General features: G+C 61.0%; 17 protein-coding genes. 6 read left to right on the forward strand and 11 right to left on the reverse strand.

Annotation, left to right across the window (positions count from 1 at the left end):
• Positions 1-245: 245 nt before the first annotated feature.
• The 6 genes from GXY01S_RS02505 to pxpB form a co-directional block, all read right to left on the reverse strand.
• Positions 246-1448 carry a pyridoxal phosphate-dependent aminotransferase gene (locus tag GXY01S_RS02505; RefSeq protein ID WP_061271817.1) on the reverse strand — a complete coding sequence of 401 codons (1203 nt, stop codon included), beginning with the start codon at positions 1446-1448 and terminating at the stop codon, positions 246-248.
• A 140-nt stretch (positions 1449-1588) separates the two neighbouring features.
• A complete protein-coding gene (locus GXY01S_RS02510; protein ID WP_061271818.1) occupies positions 1589-2827 on the reverse strand; it encodes an MFS transporter in 1239 nt (412 codons plus the stop codon).
• A gap of 72 nt (positions 2828-2899) precedes the next feature.
• On the reverse strand, positions 2900-3832 hold the full coding sequence (locus GXY01S_RS02515) for a DMT family transporter (RefSeq protein WP_061271819.1): 933 nt from the start codon (positions 3830-3832) through the stop codon (positions 2900-2902).
• A gap of 176 nt (positions 3833-4008) precedes the next feature.
• Positions 4009-4770 carry a LamB/YcsF family protein gene (locus GXY01S_RS02520; RefSeq protein ID WP_061271820.1) on the reverse strand — a complete coding sequence of 254 codons (762 nt, stop codon included), beginning with the start codon at positions 4768-4770 and terminating at the stop codon, positions 4009-4011.
• Positions 4767-5777 carry a 5-oxoprolinase subunit C family protein gene (locus GXY01S_RS02525; RefSeq protein WP_061271821.1) on the reverse strand — a complete coding sequence of 337 codons (1011 nt, stop codon included), beginning with the start codon at positions 5775-5777 and terminating at the stop codon, positions 4767-4769. The genes GXY01S_RS02520 and GXY01S_RS02525 overlap by 4 nt, the downstream gene beginning before the upstream one ends.
• Positions 5774-6406 carry a 5-oxoprolinase subunit PxpB gene (pxpB, locus tag GXY01S_RS02530; protein ID WP_082770692.1) on the reverse strand — a complete coding sequence of 211 codons (633 nt, stop codon included), beginning with the start codon at positions 6404-6406 and terminating at the stop codon, positions 5774-5776. The genes GXY01S_RS02525 and pxpB overlap by 4 nt, the downstream gene beginning before the upstream one ends.
• 378 nt (positions 6407-6784) lie before the next feature.
• Here pxpB and GXY01S_RS02535 point away from each other — a divergent pair, with 378 nt between their 5' ends.
• From GXY01S_RS02535 to GXY01S_RS02555, 5 genes are all read left to right on the forward strand, one after another.
• Positions 6785-7540 (forward strand): SDR family oxidoreductase, encoded by a 756-nt coding sequence (locus GXY01S_RS02535; protein ID WP_061271822.1) that lies wholly within the window; start codon positions 6785-6787, stop codon positions 7538-7540.
• A 5-nt stretch (positions 7541-7545) separates the two neighbouring features.
• Entirely contained in the window at positions 7546-7992 is a 447-nt protein-coding gene (locus GXY01S_RS02540; RefSeq protein ID WP_061271823.1) for an acetyl-CoA carboxylase biotin carboxyl carrier protein, read from the forward strand.
• On the forward strand, positions 7989-9356 hold the full coding sequence (gene accC, locus GXY01S_RS02545) for an acetyl-CoA carboxylase biotin carboxylase subunit (protein WP_061271824.1): 1368 nt from the start codon (positions 7989-7991) through the stop codon (positions 9354-9356). Before GXY01S_RS02540 ends, accC begins: the two co-directional genes overlap by 4 nt.
• Entirely contained in the window at positions 9353-9814 is a 462-nt protein-coding gene (locus GXY01S_RS02550) for an acetyl-CoA carboxylase biotin carboxyl carrier protein (RefSeq protein WP_061271825.1), read from the forward strand. Before accC ends, GXY01S_RS02550 begins: the two co-directional genes overlap by 4 nt.
• Positions 9815-10029: 215 nt before the next feature.
• Positions 10030-11463: an aspartate ammonia-lyase gene (locus tag GXY01S_RS02555; RefSeq protein WP_061271826.1), complete on the forward strand. Its 1434-nt coding sequence runs from the start codon at positions 10030-10032 to the stop codon at positions 11461-11463.
• 159 nt (positions 11464-11622) lie between these two features.
• Here the strand turns inward: GXY01S_RS02555 and GXY01S_RS02560 are convergent, their stop codons facing one another.
• Positions 11623-12561, reverse strand: coding sequence for a LysR substrate-binding domain-containing protein (locus GXY01S_RS02560; RefSeq protein WP_061271827.1), 939 nt, complete (start codon positions 12559-12561; stop codon positions 11623-11625).
• A gap of 379 nt (positions 12562-12940) precedes the next feature.
• Here GXY01S_RS02560 and GXY01S_RS02565 point away from each other — a divergent pair, with 379 nt between their 5' ends.
• Positions 12941-15409: a TonB-dependent receptor plug domain-containing protein gene (locus GXY01S_RS02565; protein ID WP_174520896.1), complete on the forward strand. Its 2469-nt coding sequence runs from the start codon at positions 12941-12943 to the stop codon at positions 15407-15409.
• Between the two features lie 187 nt (positions 15410-15596).
• On the opposite strand, the gene GXY01S_RS02570 is transcribed toward GXY01S_RS02565, so the two are convergent.
• The 4 genes from GXY01S_RS02570 to GXY01S_RS02585 form a co-directional block, all read right to left on the reverse strand.
• Entirely contained in the window at positions 15597-15920 is a 324-nt protein-coding gene (locus GXY01S_RS02570; protein ID WP_061271828.1) for a hypothetical protein, read from the reverse strand.
• A gap of 322 nt (positions 15921-16242) precedes the next feature.
• Entirely contained in the window at positions 16243-17142 is a 900-nt protein-coding gene (locus GXY01S_RS02575) for a DMT family transporter (RefSeq protein WP_061271829.1), read from the reverse strand.
• Between the two features lie 228 nt (positions 17143-17370).
• On the reverse strand, positions 17371-18204 hold the full coding sequence (locus GXY01S_RS02580) for an alpha/beta hydrolase (protein WP_255210346.1): 834 nt from the start codon (positions 18202-18204) through the stop codon (positions 17371-17373).
• 124 nt (positions 18205-18328) lie between these two features.
• Entirely contained in the window at positions 18329-19270 is a 942-nt protein-coding gene (locus GXY01S_RS02585) for a GlxA family transcriptional regulator (RefSeq protein WP_061271830.1), read from the reverse strand.
• Positions 19271-19319: the final 49 nt, after the last annotated feature.

The raw sequence follows: 19319 nt of genomic DNA on the forward strand, positions 1-19319 counted from the left end.
CCGGTCTGTACAAGAACCCGTTTTGAATTACAGTGCCAACACCCTGAACAAGTCTTTTGGCGACAGAATGCGGGAATGACAATGTGCCCGCGCGAACGCAGACCTGGCGGGGTGTGGCAGGTCGTGCAGACTGACGCCGGGAATATTGAATGGCATGGAGCACGGTATCGGTCTTCTGATTACATCAGGTGACCGATACGAAACTGCACATGCTCATGCGGTTTTTATCTGGTCTGGACCAGATCTTACTTCAACCCGTCCACAAAGGCTGCGATCCGGCGGCAGCCTTCGCGCAGGGTATCGGTGTCGGTGGCGTAGGAAATGCGGAAGAACGGGCTCATGCCGTAGGCTGCGCCCTGCACGGAGGCAACCTGCTGTTCTTCAAGCAGGGTCATGACAAAATCGGCATCGGTTGCAATCAGGCGTCCGCCGGCCGAAGTCCTGCCCATGCAGCCACTGATGTCGGGATAGACATAGAACGCGCCCTGCGGCGTATGGCACTGCACGCCGGGAATGGCGTTGAGCAGGGAAACCACCAGGTCGCGCCGGGCCTGATATTCGACAGCGCGGTCCTTGAGGAAGTCCTGCGGGCCGTTCAGCGCCGCGACCGCAGCCGCCTGCGCCAGCGTGTTGATGCCGCTCGTAGACTGGCCCTGCATGTTGTTCATGGCAGCGATCAGCGCGCGCGGGCCACCGCAATAGCCAACGCGCCAGCCCGTCATGGCATAGGCCTTTGACACGCCATTGACGGTCAGCACCCGGTCCTTCAGGCGCGGCTCGACCTCGGCAATCGTGCAGAAGGTGAAGCCGTCATAGATCAGGTGCTCATAGATGTCATCGGTCATGATCCAGACCTGCGGATGCTTCATCAGCACGGCGGCAATGGCTTCCATGTCCGCGCGCGGGCAGCACGCGCCAGTCGGGTTACCGGGGAAGTTGAGCACCAGCCACTTGGTTTTGGGTGTAATGGCAGCCTCAAGGGCCGCGGCCGAGAGGCGGAAGCCGCCTGCGGCCGGGCAGGGCACGGACACGATGGAGGCCCCGGCAAGGCGGGCAATATCAGCGTAGCTGATCCAGCTTGGCGTGGGCAGGACCACCTCGTCACCGGGGTTGATCGTCGCCATCATGGCATCATAGATGATCTGCTTGGCGCCGTTGGCCACCAGAATTTCGTTCAGGGCGTAATCAAGGTTGTTTTCACGCTGGAACTTGGTCTGGACCGCCTTTTTCAGCGCGGGCTTGCCGTCCTGCGGCGGGTATTTGGTATCACCCGCTCGGGCTGCGGCAAAGGCTGCATCCACCACATGCGCGGGCGTGGGAAAATCCGGCTCGCCCGATGACAGGCTGATGATCTTCAACCCTTCAGCCTTCAGTGCCGATGCCTTGTCGGTCATCGCGGCCGAAGCCGAAATCCCAATTCCATTCAGTCGATCAGCAAACCCGGGCATCAGACACGTTCTCCAATTTCACTCAATGCAACAGCATATTAGATGTTCATAGCGATCGTAGATCGTTTCGCTACAGGTTAGATAGCGGTGAAAACCGTCTGGCCCCATACAACAATCCTATGAAGGCCCGCGTGTTTTCCTTACCCGTCCATCCGGATCGGGTCGCGCACCATGGCAAGCGACAGGCCGCCTGCTACGAGCAGGGCGGCAGCGCATATATACCATGCCATGTCAAAGCTGCCGGTCCATGACACGATATATCCGGTCAGGATGGGCGAGAGCAGCCCCAGCGAGTTGCTGCATGTCAGGGTCACACCCGTTACGGCGCCCATTTTGCCGCCGTCTTCCACCATGTCGGTCAGCAGCGCGGTACTGGCGCCATTGGCCGCCATCAGGCAGGCCAGCGCGCCAGACAGCACGAGCAGGATCGGCATCATGGTGTGAAAATACGGCAGCAGCCCGATCGTGGCGGCACCGAGCAGGCAGGTTGCAACAACAAAACGCCGGTTGGGCGGATGAATGCCCCTGCGAAAGACCAGATGTTCGAGAACGCGCCCGATAACCACCGCGCCAATGGCCGCGGCCAGATAACACAGGGCGGTGCTGTTGCCCGTGCCGGTCGTGTTGATGTGCAGTTCATGGATCAGGTAAAGCGGCATCCATGACATGACCAGAAAGTTCAGGTAGTTCTGGGTGCACTGCACCGCCAGTATCCCCAGGAAGGAGGATGAGCGGAACAGGTTCCTGATCTCGCGCACCGTAATGGGCCTGCGCGGGGCGGCATCGGGTTTTTCCTTCGGATTACGGTACACCAGCCACCACACCAGCGCCCAGCCGATGCCTATGGCCCCAAGCGCCATGAACTCGCACCGCCACCCGAAGAATGTGATCAGATACGCCCCCGCAATCGTGCCGCCCGCCAGGCCAAGCTGCATGCCCGTGAGCAGCATGGTCATGACCGATCCGCGTTCGCGCGGCTGCGCCCAGTTGCGCACCACCGTGGCCCCCACGCCAAAGGTCGGTGCCTCACCCACGCCAAGCAGCACGCGGGTCATCAGGAACTGGGTAATGTTCTGCGCCATGCCGCCAAGCAGCATGGCAAATGACCATACGCCCACGGCAAGGCTGCCAATAGTGCGCGCGCCGACCATGTCGAGCACGATGGTCGAGGGCAGGTTGAGCAGGAAATACGACCACAGGAAACTCGACGAAACCCAGCCCATCTGCACCGGTGTCAGCGAAAACTCCCTGCCCATCGTGGGCAGGGCGATGGAGAGCGCCGCGCGGTCGCCATAGCTGATGGCGTACATCAGGAAGACAAGAAAGAAGAACACGTAGCGGGCAGGAATTGCGCGCCTGCTTCGGGCGTGGGTGGTCATTTCACCTGTTGTCACGCTGTAGGACTCCTGGTGTGCCATGAATTACGAGAGAGGGGAGGGGACGTGCTGCGATCAGGGCGGGGTGCCGGTGGCCGCATCCATCGTGCCTTCCGCCACCACTTTCTGCCTGGCGGGGCGGTCACTGCGCAGCATCCACACGCCGGAGCCAATGATCAGCAGCCCGCCAATGGCCATGGCGATGCCGGGTATCTCGCCAAACCCGAACCACCCGATCAGCGCGGCCCAGAGCAGCCCGGAATAGGCAAACGGGCCAATGGCGGAGACCTGCGCCGAGGCGAAGGCCTCGGTCTGGAGCACCTGCGCGATACCGGCGAAGGCGCCCACGGCAACAAGGCAGCCCGCTTCAGTCAGGCCGGGCGTGGTCCAGATGAAGGGCAGCGGCAGCGCGGTCATGACCGTCATGAGAATGGCCTGCCACAGGGCGATGGTGGTGCTGGATTCCGTAGCCGAAAGCTGGCGGATCTGCATGGTGGTCAGCGCACCGACCGCCCCCTGCGCCAGGGCCACGAAATACGCCCAGTTCGGCACGGCAGCGCCCGTTGCGCCGTGGCCATGCAGCAGCCCCTTGCCAAGGGCCACCACGATCACGCCCGAAAACCCGATCGAGACCGCAACCCAGCGCTGGAGCGAGGGCCGCTCGTGCAGCAGCGGGATCGAGAGCAGGACCAGGAACAACGGCTGCGTGTAGGACAGGACCTGCTGTTCGGCCAGTGGCAGGCGGGTCACGGTGATCACGACCATGATCATGCTGATCAGCCCCACGACCGAGCGCAGGACATGACCGCCAAAATGATGTGTTTTCAGGACAATGCCGGAGCGTGAGGCAATCAGCAGCACGAAGGGCAGCGAAAAAAGGTTCCGGAAGAAAATGATCTCGAGCGCAGGAAGCGTGGAGCCGGTCAGTTTCTGCAGGGCATTGAGGGCAGCGGTAAAAAATGTTGCCGATGCCAGAAGAAGGGCACCACGTTTCAGGTCATGCTTCATTTTATCCGTACCTCAATGCACGACAGGGATGGCGGCGCGCTTCATCAATCAATGCTGCCAGATGCCCCCACGCGCTTCATGTTACGACACCGTAACGCAGGGGGCGGATTCCGGGTCATAGGCGTTCGTTGCGGTGCGATAGAAAATTCTTATGGGTAGGCGGGAGGCCCCGATCCCTAAAGCTGGCAGGCGGGGGTCAGCACGCCGCCGCTCGCCTCGATTTCCGCGCGGATGGCACGGGCGAGTTCCAGCGATCCGGGCGTGTCGCTGTGCACCAGAATGGACTGTGCGCTGACCGGCAGGCGCGCGCCGTCAATGGTCGTGACCGATCCGTCATCCAGGAACTGCTTCACACGTGCGCGCACGCCCGCCAGATCATGAATGACCGCGCCCGGCTGCCCACGCGGCACCAGCGTGCCTGCGGTTGTATAGGCACGATCGGCCAGGAACAGGGTCTGCGCCCGCAGGCCGGCCTTCTCGGCGGCGCGCTCGGTCGCCTGGCCGGGCATGCAGAACACGCTCAGGTTTCGGTCAAGGGCTGCGATGGCACGGGTCAGGCGCAGGGCGAGGCCCTCATCCGCATTGGCCATGTTGCCAAAGGCGGCATGGTAGCTGACATGCGTGACCCGGTGGCCATGGCGGGCGGCAATGCCCTGCAGCGCGCCGATCTGGTAGCACATCATGGATTCCATATCCGCGTCGGATACGGCCATGTTGCGGCGGCCAAAGCCCATCAGGTCGGGCAGGCCGGGATGGGCGCCAATGCCCACGCCCTTTTCCTTCGCCAGCCGCACGGTGCGGTCCATGATGGCGTAGTCACCGGCATGGAAGCCGCAGGCGATATTGGCTGACGAGACGGTGTCCATCAGCCCGTCATCATCAGCGATGCGCCAGCGGCCAAAACCTTCGCCCATGTCGGAATTGAGGTCGATCTTCATGCCTTGGCTCCAGATTTCATGCCAGCGCGGCAGCGGGTGGATGAGCGGTAACGGGCAACCAGCGTGCGCAGGTCGTCAAGATAGGCGTTGACCGGCTGCATGGCGGCAACACCTTCGGCAAAGCTGCATTCATGCAGGCGGATACGCATGCCGATGCGCGCCTGCGCCAGCCGCCACAGATCGGCCTCGATCACGGTGGCGATGCGCGGGTAGCCGCCCACGGTATTGGCGTCAGCCAGTTGCACGATCGGCTCGCCCGCGGGTGGAACCTGCACGATGCCCGCAATCACGCCATAGGAGCGCAGTTCAACCCGGTGGCGCAGTTCAAGCGGGGCGCCCGACAGGCGGTAGCCCACGCGATTGCTCTGCGGCGTGATGCGCCATGGGGTCTCCCATAGCCGCTTCTGGGCTTCGGGCGTGAACAGGGCGTAGTCGGTTGCGGGCATCGCGCGCAGGTTGATGACCTTCGCATCCTTGTCGCCCGCCATGGTATCGAGCACCGCGGCCGGGGGCAGGGCACCGTAGCCCGCTACATCCAGCGCAGTACCCGTGGTCCCGAGCGTGTCGCCTGCCTCCAGCGGGCGGCCGTCCAGTCCGCCAAAGCTGCCACGTAGCTGAGTGCTGCGCGAGCCCAGAACGACCGGCACCTCAATGCCGCCTGCAAGGCAGATATAGCCGCGCGCGCCTGCCTTGGGCGGCCCGATGCGCAGTACCTGCCCCGCAGCCGCCGTCTCGACCATCCAGGGCAGGACCGTGCGCCCGTCGAGTTCGATCAGGGCATCGATGCCTGTCACCGCAAACGTGGCGGGTGTGTCAAAGCGCAGCACGAAGGGATAGGTCTGCAGTTCGATGCAGGCATCATCCATCTGGTTGCCCAGCAGGATATTGCCGACCTGAAGGGCGAGCGTGTCCATCGCGCCCGAGGTACCCACGCCCAGGTTACGATAGCCGGGGCGGCCGAGATCCTGCACCGTGTTCAGGGCGGATGTTTCAAGGATCGTAATCACAGCTCTATGCTTTCGGGGTAAAAGCGGATGCGATCGCCAACGGCAAACAGGGCAGGGGGCTGCTTGGCGGGATCGAACACGCGCAGGTCGGTAAAGCCGATGGAGTTCCACCCGTTCGGCCCCGTCAGCGCGGAAATGCCCGCCTGCATGCCGCCAATGATGACGGTCCCGGCCTGCATGTTCAGCGATGGCACGGTCTTGCGCGGCGTTGCGATGCGGGGGTCAAGTCCATGCAGGTAGCCAAAGCCCGGCGCGCTGCCAATGGCGCAGACCGTATATTCGCTCCCGTGATGGATGGAAATGACCTCCTGCGCAGACAGGCCCGAATGGGCGCAGACCGCCTCAAGATCCTCGCCCAGCGCGCCGCCATAGCGCACGCCGATCTCGAACAGATGCCCCTCGATATGCCGCTCGGGCAGCGTGTTCCAGGCATGGCACAGCCACTCCGCCACGGCCTGCGGGCGCTCGGGCGGGGCGGAAAAGATCAGCATGAGGTTGGTCACGCCGGGAATGAGTTCGAGCACGTCGGGCCGCGCCTGAGCTGCATCCATCAACGCCCAGACCCGGCGCTGGTGGGTCATGGTGAAATCACCGGGCGCCTCGAACAGCATGGCGCGCGTGCCGATCATGCTTATGGCAGGCGCCGCAGCCGTATCGCGCGCCACATCGTTCTTTATATCCGTGTTCAAAATACACAGTCCCTGCAACGGCGCCGGTTATTGAGCCTGAACCGTAACAATATAGGTTTCGTGGCATGAAGTGCCGAACGCAAGAGTATGACCGTTTACGTAACGATGGCCAGTGCAATTGTGGTTGTGAGGCTATTGAATAATCTTATGGCTCAGCATGATAGCCGGGCCATCATATTATGTTATGGCGTGAGAACGAAGTGCTCTTGGCACTTGTTGCCCGTGGTCGTTAGCATAAAAATCAATAGCTGAGCATCCGGTATCCGTTGTGGGGCCGGGTGGTGTTAGTTTCTCTGTCCAGGATCGGGTTTTTTTACCATGAGCAACCAGCCGTACCGTACCGCCCTCGTCACTGGCGCCTCTTCTGGCATTGGCGCGCAGATCGTGCGCCGCCTGGCGCAGGAAGGGATCGAGGTTCATGCCCTGGCGCGTGACGCGGCCCGGCTGGAGCAGTTGTCGAAGGAAACCGGCTGCGTCGTGCATGCCGTCAGCGTGTCCGACCAGGCCGGGATCGAGGCGCTGGTCAAGACGCTCGAGATCGACATCCTGGTCAACAATGCCGGGCAGTCGCGCACGGGCAACATCACCAACACCACGCCCGAGGATATCGATGCGCTGGTGGATGTGAACCTGCGCGCGGTGCTGCAACTGACCCGCCTGGTGGTGGCCGGCATGATCGAGCGTGATCGCGGGCATATCGTCAACATCACCTCCATTGCCGGGCATTATGCCTTTGCTGGTGGCAACACGGTCTATCATGCCACCAAGGCGGGCGTGCATTCGCTCTCGCAGCAGTTGCGCTGCGACCTGTTCGGCCACCGCATCCGCGTGACCGAAGTCTCGCCCGCGCGTTGCGAAACCGAGGTGTTCGGCCGCCTGATCGGCAACATGGAAGAGGCGAAGAAGCGTTTCTTTGATGAATATGAATCCCTTCTGCCCGAGGATATCGCCAACTCCGTCGCCTTCGCCGTCATGTCGCCGCAGCGCATGAATGTCAGCTTCATGGAAGTGCTGCCGACCATGCAGGTCGTGGGCGGGCTGAACTTCGCCAAAAAGACATCCGGCGCGGCGTAAGGACAGTGGATCTCACGCATGTCAGGCGGCTGATCGACCTGCTGGCCACGGCTCCGGTTGCGGAGCTGGAGGTGGAGGAAGGCGGCTGCCGTATCCGCATCACCCGTGGCGGCGGCGCGCAGCCTGATGGTGCGCCATCCGCCCCGCCCGCCGTGGTGGCTCACGCGCCCGTAGCGGCCGTGCCGCCGCCAGCGCCGACCGCAGCACCCGTGGCGGAGGAGGCGCTCATCGCCGCCCCGTCCTATGGCGTGTTTCATCTCTCGCCCGCGCCGGGGGCGCCGCCGTTTGTTACGGTGGGGCAGGACGTGCAGGCCGGGCAGGAAGTGGGGCTGGTCGAGGCAATGAAGGTGTTCAACGCCGTGCGTGCCACACAGGCTGGCAAGATTGCCGCCGTGCTGGTGGAAGACGGCACCGAAGTGGAGGCAGGCACCCCCCTGTTCCGGCTGGCATGAGTGAGACCCTCCCTTTCAACCGGGTGCTGATCGCCAATCGCGGCGAGATTGCACTGCGCATCCAGCGCGCCTGTCGCCAGCTCGGGCTGGAGACGGTGGCCGTGTATTCCGAAGCCGATGCCGACAGTCGCCACGTGCACGAGGCCGATGTGGCCCTGTGCATTGGCCCTGCCGCCGCGGCCCGCAGCTATCTCGACCCCGCCGGGCTGCTGCTCGCCGCCCGGCTGACCGGGGCGCAGGCCATTCATCCCGGCTACGGCTTCCTGTCGGAAAATGCTGATTTTGCCGATGCGGTGGAAGATGCGGGCCTGACCTTCATCGGGCCTACGGGTGCGTCCATCCGCATGATGGGCGACAAGATTACCGCCAAGCGCGCCATGCGCGAGGCGGGCGTGCCCTGCGTGCCCGGCTCGGACGGGCCGCTGCCTGCCGATATGGATGCCGTGAAGGCCATTGCGCTGGAGGTGGGCTTTCCGGTTATCGTCAAGGCATCAGGCGGGGGCGGCGGGCGTGGCATGCGCGTGGTCGAGCGCGTGGAAGACCTCGCACGGGCCGTAACGCTGACCGCCAAGGAAGCCGAGCAGGCCTTTGGCAACCCGACGCTGTATCTTGAGCGCTTCATGCAGAAGCCGCGCCATATCGAAATTCAGGTTCTGTGTGATACGCATGGCACGGCACTATGGCTGGGCGCGCGTGACTGCTCGCTGCAGCGCCGCCACCAGAAAGTGCTGGAGGAAGCATCCGCCCCCGGCATAGCCCCCGAGACCATTGCCGAAATTGGCGAGCGCTGTGCCGAAGCGTGCAGGCGTATCGGCTACCGTGGCGCGGGCACGTTCGAGTTCCTGTATGAAGACGGCGTGTTCGCCTTTATCGAGATGAACACCCGCGTGCAGGTCGAGCACCCGATTACGGAAGAGACAACGGGCATCGACATCGTGGCCGAGCAGTTGCGCATTGCCCAAGGCGCGAAGCTCGGCATCGTGCAGGCGGATATCGGGCTGCGGGGCCATGCCATTGAATGCCGCCTCAATGCCGAGGATCCGTTCACCTTCATGCCCTCGCCCGGCACCATCACGCGCTGGGATCTGCCCGGTGGCCCGGGTATCCGGGTCGATACGCATGTCGTGGCGGGTTACACGGTGCAGCCTTATTATGACTCGCTGATCGGCAAGATCATCAGTTACGGCGCCACCCGTGAGCAGGCGATTGCGCGCATGCGCGTGGCGCTGGCGGAAATGAAGGTGGAAGGGGTGTCAACCAACATCGCCCTGCATCAGGACCTGTTGGCCGACCCCGCATTTGCGCGTGGCGGGGTGGATATTCATTACCTTGAACGCTGGCTTGCAAAAAGGACGGCCTCATGAGCAACCGGTCCGAACCGCTGGTGCCCCATTTTGATCGGCTGCCAGAGCCCGAACAGATTGGCCAGATGGCGACATGGCTTGCGCAGGCAGGGCTGGAAAGCCTGGAACTGTGCAATGAGGCGGCGGGGCTGAAACTGCGCATCCGCGTGGAGCGGGCGGCCCCTGCGGCAACCTGCCCCCATGCCCCGCCCGCAGCGCAGTCCGATGTGACGGCTGGATGGGTGGCAGTGAAAACGCCGTATTTTGGTCATCTGTGCCTGACCCATCCGCAGCGCGAAAGCGCTTTTGCTCCGGTGGGCGCGAAGGTGGCACAGGGTGATACTGTAGCGCTCCTTACGCTGGACAGGATGCAATTGCCCGTTCCAGCGCCCGTTGCAGGCACGGTTGTCGAGGTGACGGGGCAGGCTGGCGCGTTGGTCGGATATGGTACCGTGATCATGCAGATCCAGCCGGACTGATGCGTCCAGGCGGGGTATTGTAGCGCTTCTGCTCGCCATTCCCTTGCATTTTTCCGGGCTGTTATCGTGTCATTACAGGTGCATACAGGCGTGATTCGGAAATCGTTCCGCCCCACGCATGGCATTATTCTTAACGTGGATAGACCGAAATGATTAATATGCCTGCTCCAGCACGAGATGGCGCGACCGGTAACCTGACGGACCCGGGCAGCCCTATGGCAGCGCAGAGTGGGCAGTCCGGCTCCCGCGTCGAGCGCGACCTGCTGGGCGAGGTCACGCTGCCTCCCGGCGTGTTGTGGGGCGTGCATACCAGGCGCGCTCTGGACAACTTTCCCATAAGTGGCACCACAATCGGCAGTTTTGCCGAACTGGTGCAGGGGCTGGTTGTGGTCAAGCAGGCAGCGGCGCGGGCCAATCGTGCGCTGGGCTATCTCGACCCCACGCGTGCCAATGCCATTGACGCAGCCTGCCAGCGCATCGGGCACGACCCCGCCTATAACGCGCAGTTTGTGGTGGATGCCATGCAGGGCGGGGCGGGTACCTCGACAAACATGAATGCCAATGAGGTCATTGCCAATGTCGCCCTGGAACTGCTGGGCGAAAAACCGGGCGCCTACGGCGTGCTGCACCCCAATGACCATGTCAACATGGCGCAGTCCACCAATGATGTTTACCCCACGGCGCTCCGCATCGGCCTGCTGCTTGCGGTTGATCCGCTGCTGGTGGCCCTTGAGGGACTGCATGCGGCGCTGGATGAAAAGGCAGGAGCGTTTGATGAGATTCTGAAGGTTGGCCGCACGCAGTTGCGCGATGCCGTGCCCATGACGCTGGGGCAGGAATTCGGGGCGTTCCGCACGGCGGTTGCGGGTGAAATCAGGAGCATAAAGGCCCATGCGGCGGCTTTTGAGCAGGTCAATCTTGGCGGAACCGCCATTGGCACGGGGCTGAATACCGACCCGCGTTATGCGCCCATGGTCATGGCGGAACTGCGCAGCCTGACCGGGCGGCCCATGAGCAGTTCGCCCGACCTGATCGAGGCGACATCGGACGTGGGGGCTTTCGTGCTGTTTTCAGGCGCGCTCAAGCGCCTTGCGCTCAAACTGTCAAAAATGTCCAGCGACCTGCGCCTGCTTTCAAGCGGGCCGCGCACGGGCCTGGGTGAGATCGTGCTGCCTGCGGTGCAGGCCGGGTCTTCCATCATGCCGGGCAAGGTCAATCCCGTCATACCCGAGGCGGTCAATCAGGTGGCCTATCTGGTCGCGGGCCACGACCTGACCATTACCATGTGCGCCGATGGCGGGCAGTTGCAGCTTAATCCGTTTGAACCGATGATCGGCTATTGCCTGTTTACATCCATCAAGACATTACGCGCGGCCATCGAAACCCTGACCACGCGCTGCATCAGCGGCGTTTGTGCTGATCGGGCACGGTGCCAGTCTTTGTTTGACCTTAATATCGGCATCATTACCGTGCTGGTGCCGGTGCTGGGATACGATATCTGTTCAACCGTTGCCAAGCGCGCGCTGGCGGAAGACCGCAAGGTGACGGACCTGATCGTGGAGGAGCGACTGCTTTCCCCCGAGCAGCTTGCGACCCTGTTGCAGCCCGCTGCGCTGACCCGCCCCAATATCGGGTGCGTGCCGGTCTGAACCATTAAGGACTGTTTGAAAAGTCAGCCCGTAAAACATCCTGAAATCATAAGGAAGTTCTTGGTGAAGCTTTTTTTCAGGAAGCTTCGACAAACGCAGTTTTTTTGAAAAAAGGCTGCACCTAAAACTTTTATCAATCGGTTGTTTTTAAACAGTGCCTTAGCCGAAAGGCTGGGCACCGGGCCAGTTATGCGAGGCGGCCATGGTCTTGGCGAGGTCGATAAGCAGATCACGCACGGCCACCGACGCCTCGGTTTCTGGAATGATCTCGGGAATGCAGAGTGAAACGTCTTCCTGAATGACGGGGTTATGCAGCGGAAAGATGCGCGACTTGCCCGGCACGACAATGCGGCTGGCAACGGACCAGGGCAGGATGGTGCTGCCAATACCCTGTTCTATGGCGCCCTGCAGGGTGATCAGCGCTTCGATTTCGGCGACGATACGGGGTTCAAGCTGCTTGCGTATGAAGGCCATGTCCACGCTCTTGCGGACAAAATTATGTTTGGGCGGCAGCAGCAGGGGAATGTCGGCTATGTCAGCGAGTTGCACGGCCCCCTTTTCATTCTGGGGAAATTCCAGGTCGTGCGGTGCGAGCAGGAAGAATTCTTCCTTCATCAGCGGTGTGAAAATAACGCCCTTGATGGGGCCGGCACCATGAATTACGGCCATGTCCAGCCGCCCGGTCATGATCAGTTCGCTGTATATGTCATCGAAGCTTTCGGTCAGGTGCAGGGTAATGTTGGGCAGGCGCTCGCGCACGAGCTGCAGCAGCTTGACCGAAAGCGTGGACCCCGCGCTGTAGGGAGACAGTCCGACCGAGACCTTGCCCACCAGCGGGCCTGAACCCTGAGTGATTTCAACCATTGCCCGGTCGAACTGTTTGGTCAGGGTCTGTGCGTGCCTGTACAGTTCCGCCCCGGCGGTGGTGGGGGTTACGCCGCTTTTGCTGCGGATGACAAGCTTCTGCTTGAAAGCATTCTCAAGTGTGGCGAGCTGCTGGCTCAAAGCAGGCTGGGCAATATTGAGCAGGTCAGCCGCGCGAGAAATGCTGCCAAGATCGATAATCTTAATAAAAGCCTGTAGTCGGCGTATATCCAACGGGCGCTCCGTAAATGTTATGGGCTATGAATTTATAACCTTGACATTAGGGACTTTTCTTTAACTGTCAACATATTGTGCCATCCGCGGAGCATATTGAAGGTCGCGCGGTACGGTTGCTGCAACTGTGCTTTGCAGGCGCGCCCGGACATGCATGCGGCAGGCCTGCTGATACTTGAAACTATTATGCAAAAAAGCAACACGCCTACAAAAATCAGAGCGTTTTCAATTATATAATTTGTCATGTGTAAGTAAGAACCAATCCGGGTTCGGAACATATCAATAATTCATATGACGCCAAATCATAACGAACGCGCATCATAACATTACACATATTCATACGGAACGTTTCGGTCGAGTTTCAGGGGGGGAGAGGCATATGTCAGGCCTGTCAAAGCGCAAGTTATATCTGGTGGCCGGGGTGGCATTTGGCACATTCATGCCGGTCGCGGGTGAAGCCGCGACCGCTACCGTTTCGCCAGCGCAAAAACATTACCGGATCGCCGCCGATAAAAAGGCGCCCGCCCCCCGGCAGGCCATGCCCGCGGCCCTGCGGGCATCGAGCAACCCCGAAGAGATCCATGTTGGCGGCCACCAGACCAATTCCGTCTTCTCCCCCGGCACGCCGCGGCACAGCACCACGCAGGTGACGGTCGTAACAGGCGCTGAACTGCTCAAGACCGGCCAGAGCAATGTGCTGTCCGCGCTGGCGCAGGCCAATCCGGCCATCACCACCGCAGCCCTGCCCGGTGGTGGCGCCAGCTCTTTTGTCCAGACCATGCAGCTGCGCGGCCAGTCGCCCGATGATACGCTGATCCTGGTCAACGGCCATCGCCGCCACATTGGCGCCAACTTCAACGCCAACGCGGGCACCAACTGGGGTAGTGAGCCGGCGGATATTTCGCTGATCCCCATTACCGCGATCGATCATATCGAAGTGGTGACCGAAGGGGCTTCCGCGCTTTACGGGCAGGATGCCATTGCGGGCGCGGTCAACATCGTGCTCAAGCGCGATACGCATGGTGGCACCGTCAACTTCAAGAACAGCGGCTATTACGCGGGCGATGGCCAGGCGCTTGATGGCTCGGCCAGCTATGCCATGGCGCTGGGCAACAAGGGCGGTTACCTCGACCTTGCGGCACAGGTGACCCACCAGTTGCCCACCAGCCGTGGTGGTGATTTCTATGGCACCCTGTTCGATGGCGCGCGTAACGATACGGCAAACCGTGATGTGCAGCGTGGCCTGGGCCTGCCCAAGAGCACGCTCGAGACCCTGAGCGAAAACATGTCCGTGCCCCTGGGGCATGGGTTCAATTTTTACAGCACGTCCACCTTCTCGCACCGCCGTGCCAACGTGCCTGAAACCTACCGTGCCAACACGAGTGCGGATTACTGGGTTAACCCGTCGCTCTACCCCAATGGTGACCAGCCCTACATCACCATGGACCAGTATGATTTCGAGACCGATGACGGCATCCGTACACGCAAATTCGGCTTTGCATGGGATGCGTACGTAACTTTCGGGCGTGACCAGCAGGCATACGGCACCAAGGATTCTGAAAACGCCTCGCTGGCGACTGGCGGAGGGTATGCATACGATCCGACCCAGACATCCTTTTATGATGGCAAGTCGATCTCGACCGAGCTTACAACCGGGCTGAGGGGGTCACGTTCGTTCCATACCGACCTGCTGCCCAAGGACATCAACCTGAAATTCGGTGCGGAATACCGCCACGATACCTTCCAGATGACCGAAGGCGAGACCGCTTCGTGGAGTGGGCAGGGTGCAACCGACCATCCCGGCAACCCGCCGCTGGCCGTATCGAACACGAACCGTGACGTGTACGAAGGTTTTGCCAACCTTGATTTCTATATAACGAAGAAGTGGGAATGGACCCTGGGCGGCCGCGTTGCCAACTATAGCAACATGGCAACCGTCGAGACCGGTTCGGTCGGCACGCGCTATAACTTCAACAAGCGCTGGGCCATCCGTGCCAATATCAATTCCGGCTACCGTCCGCCAACGCTTGGCGAACTGTCGTATTTCTATTCGGCACCCTATCCCGGTTATGTCGTGGATCAGGTTCCCTCCAACAGTGCCATCGCCAAGTCGCTTGGCGCGGGCACCATGAAGGGCGAGTATTCACGCAGCTATACCATTGGTATTGATGCGAACCCCGTGGATGGTTTCCACGTGGCAGGCAACCTGTACTACATCGCCATCAATGACCGGCTGGGTAGCACCGAGAGCTTTACCGTCGACCCGAACAATCCGCTCATCAAGGCGGCCAATCTGGGTAACGTGACTTCACTCAGCTACTATGCCAACCTGTATAATACCCAGACATTCGGTGGCGACCTGACCGCTGACTACACCCTCAATACCCACCGTTACGGCAAGTTCCGCTTTGCCATGGGCATCAACTTCTCGGATAACGAAATCCGTTCGAGCAAGAACAACCTGGTCAACGAGTACACCAAGGAAATGGTGCTGCACGCGGCACCCAAAAACCGCGAGCAGATCAGCGTGAACTGGAAGTACAAGAAGTGGTCGGTCTTCGTGCAGGAAATGCGCTATGGCTCCATGATCTACATGGCATCGCCCACGGGTGCGGGTTCCGTACCGTTCGAGCAGAACCCGGCTTTCATTACCAACATGGAAGTTGACTACAAGCCCGTGCCGCGGTGGACCATCGGCATCGGTGCGAACAACCTGGGCAACAAATACCCGACCCGTGTTTCCTCATCCATTGCCAACACGCAGCAGGGCCTTGCCAAATACGCGTCCTATTCCTCCTACGGGTTCAATGGCGGCATGTATTATGTCAAGACGTCGCTTGATTTCTGAGCCAACGCGTCGGAACACAAAAAGCATCTGATACATGACGGGGCAGGGGTCGCATGATCCCTGCCCTGTGCGTTGGCCCGGCAGATCAGGCCATTTGCCGGATGGCGTTTGTAAGATGAATTAGGAAATAGAAGCTGCTGTATGCCGCCTTTCAGGGGCGGTTTTTTTTTGAGCGGAACAGCATGTTTTAAAGGCCGCTTTTTAGTCCTGGGCAATCGGCTCTCAAAAACCAGGAGTATTCGTTGTGGTCAAACGGCTTTTGCCGTCCTGAGCCAATCTGCGTGGAGCAGGACGGGCCGGTCAGTTTGAACACCACCCGCGCGATGGCCTTGATATCGCCGATCCAGCGCAGGAGCGCGGTCTGGCCCTTGCGGGTGTTGACGCGGATGGTATCACCGCCGGGGTGATGGGCCGCGTCGAGATGATTCATGGAGATGTCGATCCCGATCGTGATCGACGCGGGCTGTGGTTCGGGCGTGGAAGCCGTGGCCGGATGCGTCGTTTTTTCCATGTCCCATACTTGTCATCCGATGGCCGAACCTCGGGTATCCGTTCAGGGCACAAGGAAAAGAAGGGGCGATCATGCTCGCAAGCCGACCCATCACGGTCTGACCCGTCCCCTTCCTGATTTTGCCGCATGCAGCGACCCCAAATGCATAAGAGCAAGACTGTTTGAAAAGTCAGCCCGGAAAACATTCAGAAATCATAGGAAAGTTTTTGGTGAAGCTTTTTTCAAAAAGCTTCGAAGAACGCCGCCTTTTTGAAAAAAGGCGGCACCCAAAAACTTTTGTCATTTTTTATCAATGATTTGTTTTCAAACAGTTTTTAATGACTTACGCCGCTTGCTGGCGCCGCAGGGGCACCATCCGCCCCGCCAGGCGCGGATAGGCCCATTTGAACAGGCCCGACGCGATAATGACCGCAATGCCCACAAAGGTCCAGCTATCAAGCGGCTCATGAAAGACATAGAAACTGAAGGCCACCGCCCACAGCATCTGGCTGTATTGCGGCAGGGCGATTGCGCTGGCTGTGGCACGGGTGGCGGATATCATCATCAGCAACTGCCCTAGCGCGGCCAGGAAGCCGTAGCCGAACAGGAACATCCAGACCGTAGCGCCCTGCGGCCAGCTTGCATGGGCCATCATCAGCGCGCCATTGCCCAGCAGCGGGCCGCACAGGCTGGAACTGAACATGGACAGGCGCGGCGTATTGCGGCCCGACAGGCGGTAGGCAATGACGCCCACGGCATTGGCCACAGCCGCGATCAGGGCGCACAGATGCCCGAACTGCAACGCGCGCAGGCCGGGCCGCAGCACGATCAGCACGCCAATAAAACCCACGATGACCGAAAGCCACCCCAGCGTGGACACTTTCTCGCGCAGCAGCACGACCGAAAGCACGGTCACGAAAAGCGGCATGAGGAAAATGAGCGAAAAGGCCTCCGGCATGGGCAGGAGCATAAAGGCCTCGACACTCGCCGCCGTGGCGGCAAAGGTGGCGGCCGCCCGTACCAGCCACATGACCGGCTGCCGGACCACGAACAGGTCACGGTAGGATTCGTTTTTCCCCCTGATGAAGGGGATGAGCAGCAGGCCGAAAACACCGCCGAAAAACGCGACCTCAAACGGGTCGATCCGGCCTGCCAGCAGCTTGGAATAGGCATCACTGATCGAAAACGAAGCGTATGCCGCAAACGCCAGCATCATGCCCGCCGAAAGACCGGTATTCTTCATCCGCATTGCTCACGAAAAAATTATTCAGGCGCAGATATGGATTCAGGAAGGGAAAGACCAGCGCTTGTCGGTAAATCCAGTCATGCATTTTCTGCACCTGATTTCATATGACGCGCTTCATTTTTTCGGGTAGTGGATTTCGCCCTGAAATCAAGGCCTAACCCAGAATGGCCTGATGATTTTCACGCCGTTCCAAAGCCGTCCTTATTATAGTGTCAGCATGGCCCGTCAGGCATGGGTATCGAGCCATGCGCTGATGGCGTCGATCACCTGTTCTTCAATACCGAAATAGCCATGCGGGGTGCGTGAACCGCAGGCCTGCCTTGATCGGGTGGTACCACCCGCCACCATCAGCACATGCACGTCCCGGCTGGCCGTCATGGCAAGTGCAATCTGCCTGGCGGCCTGGGGTGGCGCCACGTTGCACCGGTCATCACGGTTGGCAACGACAAGAACAGGTGCCTGTATGTTTTGCGGGCCAGCGCTGAAAACCGTTTCCCTGCTGCCGCCCATGACGGACACGGATTCCGTCAGCACCACACCGGCAAGACTGCCCGCGGGCGCATGGGCCGCGCCATTGACGGCCGCAATGCTGCCCTGGCTCGTGCCAAGCACAAAAACGGCCTGAGGCCCCTGCTTATGTGCAAAAGCGATAAGATCCGTGACGACGCGGGCATAGGCGGAAGAACCGCACTGGCCCCGGAGGCTGGCATGCTCGCGCGTATCGGGAATGATAACGGCGTAACCCCGCTGGTTCCATAACCCACGCGTGCGGACGACAAAATTGTCGCCGTGCCGGATGCGGCCATCGGGTTCAAGGCCGAGATCACCTGCCCCGCCGGGTAGCATGATGATCATGCCCCGTGGCTTGCCCGGGGTGGCAAACAGCACCCGTACCGACGCCCCATCCTGTTGTGGCAGGTTGAAAATCCGTTCGGTGCGGCCCGTGTCCGTGCCGGGGGCTGCCGTGGCCTGACGGGGGCGGTCATGCGCACGCGCCACGGCTGTCGGAAGGGCAAGGCATGTGAGCATCGCGATCATGAGTCGAGGGGCGTGCCGCATCAGGTTTCCCGGAGGCTCTGGGTGGGTCATCATGCCATGACTGGCGCAGGCAGGAGAGTCATGCGCAAGGTTGCTTCAGGTATGACAGTGGCCGGTAATCGGCACGGTGCGTGCATGAACCCGGTCATCGTGCCGCACGACGGATTGCCTGTGGCGGCAACCCGAACACCCGCACGAATGCCCGCCGCATGCGCTCGGGGTCATGAAATCCCGTGGTGATGGCGATAGCCTCGATTGGTGTGGTGGAATGCACGATCCGTTCATGCGCCGCCTCTACGCGCAGCCGTTCAACCGCCTTTGCCGGACTGGTGCCGACGGCGGCCTGAAAGGCGCGGGAAAAATGGCGCGGGCTCATGGCCATCCGCTCAGCCAGCACCTCTATGGTCAGGCGTTGCGACAGGTGGGCGCGTATCCAGCCCAGTAGGGCATCAAACCGCGCGCCGCCCCCTTCCATGTCCAGCAGGGCTGAAAACTGTGATTGGCCGCCGGGGCGGCGATAAAACACAACCATCTGCCGTGCCGTCTGGCGGGCAACATCTTCCCCGTGGTCCTGTGTTATCAGTGCCAGGGCAAGGTCAATGCCCGCACTGATGCCAGCCGAGGTCCAGACAGGCCCGTCATGGATGAAGATGGCGTCAGGCTCGAGCGTTATATCGGCAAACATATGGCTGAATTTCTGCGCCTGCTGCCAATGCGTGGTCACGCGCCGCCCCTGCAGCAGCCCTGCTGCGGCCAGCACGAATGCGCCGGAGCACACACTGCACATGCGGCGCGTGCGGCGGCTCTGGCGTTGCATGAAGGCGCGCAGGTCAGCGCAGTGCATGGCCGTGCCGTGGCCTTCGCCGCCAACGGTGATAAGGGTGTCAAATACCTCTGCCGCATCGAGCGGCAGCGTCTGCACGGCTATTGCGGAAGAGGACTGCACCAGCCCGCCATGGCGCGACAGCATTCTGAGCGCGTAGTCCTGCCCGCTGATACGCCCGGCAAGCTCGAACGCGGTGGCAGGCCCGGCAGCGTCGAGCAACTGGAAATCGGGATAGAGCACAAAGCCGATGGAACGGGTCATGGCCTGAAATGAGGGATCATTGTCATTTCGTCAATGCGGTTCAGGAACC

Origin of the sequence: Komagataeibacter xylinus NBRC 15237, assembly GCF_001571345.1 — a bacterium.
Classification (GTDB): domain Bacteria; phylum Pseudomonadota; class Alphaproteobacteria; order Acetobacterales; family Acetobacteraceae; genus Komagataeibacter; species Komagataeibacter xylinus.

Coding starts and splice junctions, on each gene's coding strand:
- GXY01S_RS02505 (WP_061271817.1), bottom strand. CDS start 1,448: ATGCCCGGGTTTGCTGATCGACTGAATGGAATTGGGATTTCGGCTTCG.
- GXY01S_RS02510 (WP_061271818.1), bottom strand. CDS start 2,827: ATGACCACCCACGCCCGAAGCAGGCGCGCAATTCCTGCCCGCTACGTG.
- GXY01S_RS02515 (WP_061271819.1), bottom strand. CDS start 3,832: ATGAAGCATGACCTGAAACGTGGTGCCCTTCTTCTGGCATCGGCAACA.
- GXY01S_RS02520 (WP_061271820.1), bottom strand. CDS start 4,770: ATGAAGATCGACCTCAATTCCGACATGGGCGAAGGTTTTGGCCGCTGG.
- pxpB (WP_082770692.1), bottom strand. CDS start 6,406: ATGATCGGCACGCGCGCCATGCTGTTCGAGGCGCCCGGTGATTTCACC.
- GXY01S_RS02535 (WP_061271822.1), top strand. CDS start 6,785: ATGAGCAACCAGCCGTACCGTACCGCCCTCGTCACTGGCGCCTCTTCT.
- accC (WP_061271824.1), top strand. CDS start 7,989: ATGAGTGAGACCCTCCCTTTCAACCGGGTGCTGATCGCCAATCGCGGC.
- GXY01S_RS02550 (WP_061271825.1), top strand. CDS start 9,353: ATGAGCAACCGGTCCGAACCGCTGGTGCCCCATTTTGATCGGCTGCCA.
- GXY01S_RS02555 (WP_061271826.1), top strand. CDS start 10,030: ATGGCAGCGCAGAGTGGGCAGTCCGGCTCCCGCGTCGAGCGCGACCTG.
- GXY01S_RS02565 (WP_174520896.1), top strand. CDS start 12,941: ATGTCAGGCCTGTCAAAGCGCAAGTTATATCTGGTGGCCGGGGTGGCA.
- GXY01S_RS02570 (WP_061271828.1), bottom strand. CDS start 15,920: ATGGAAAAAACGACGCATCCGGCCACGGCTTCCACGCCCGAACCACAG.
- GXY01S_RS02575 (WP_061271829.1), bottom strand. CDS start 17,142: ATGAAGAATACCGGTCTTTCGGCGGGCATGATGCTGGCGTTTGCGGCA.
- GXY01S_RS02580 (WP_255210346.1), bottom strand. CDS start 18,204: ATGCGGCACGCCCCTCGACTCATGATCGCGATGCTCACATGCCTTGCC.
- GXY01S_RS02585 (WP_061271830.1), bottom strand. CDS start 19,270: ATGACCCGTTCCATCGGCTTTGTGCTCTATCCCGATTTCCAGTTGCTC.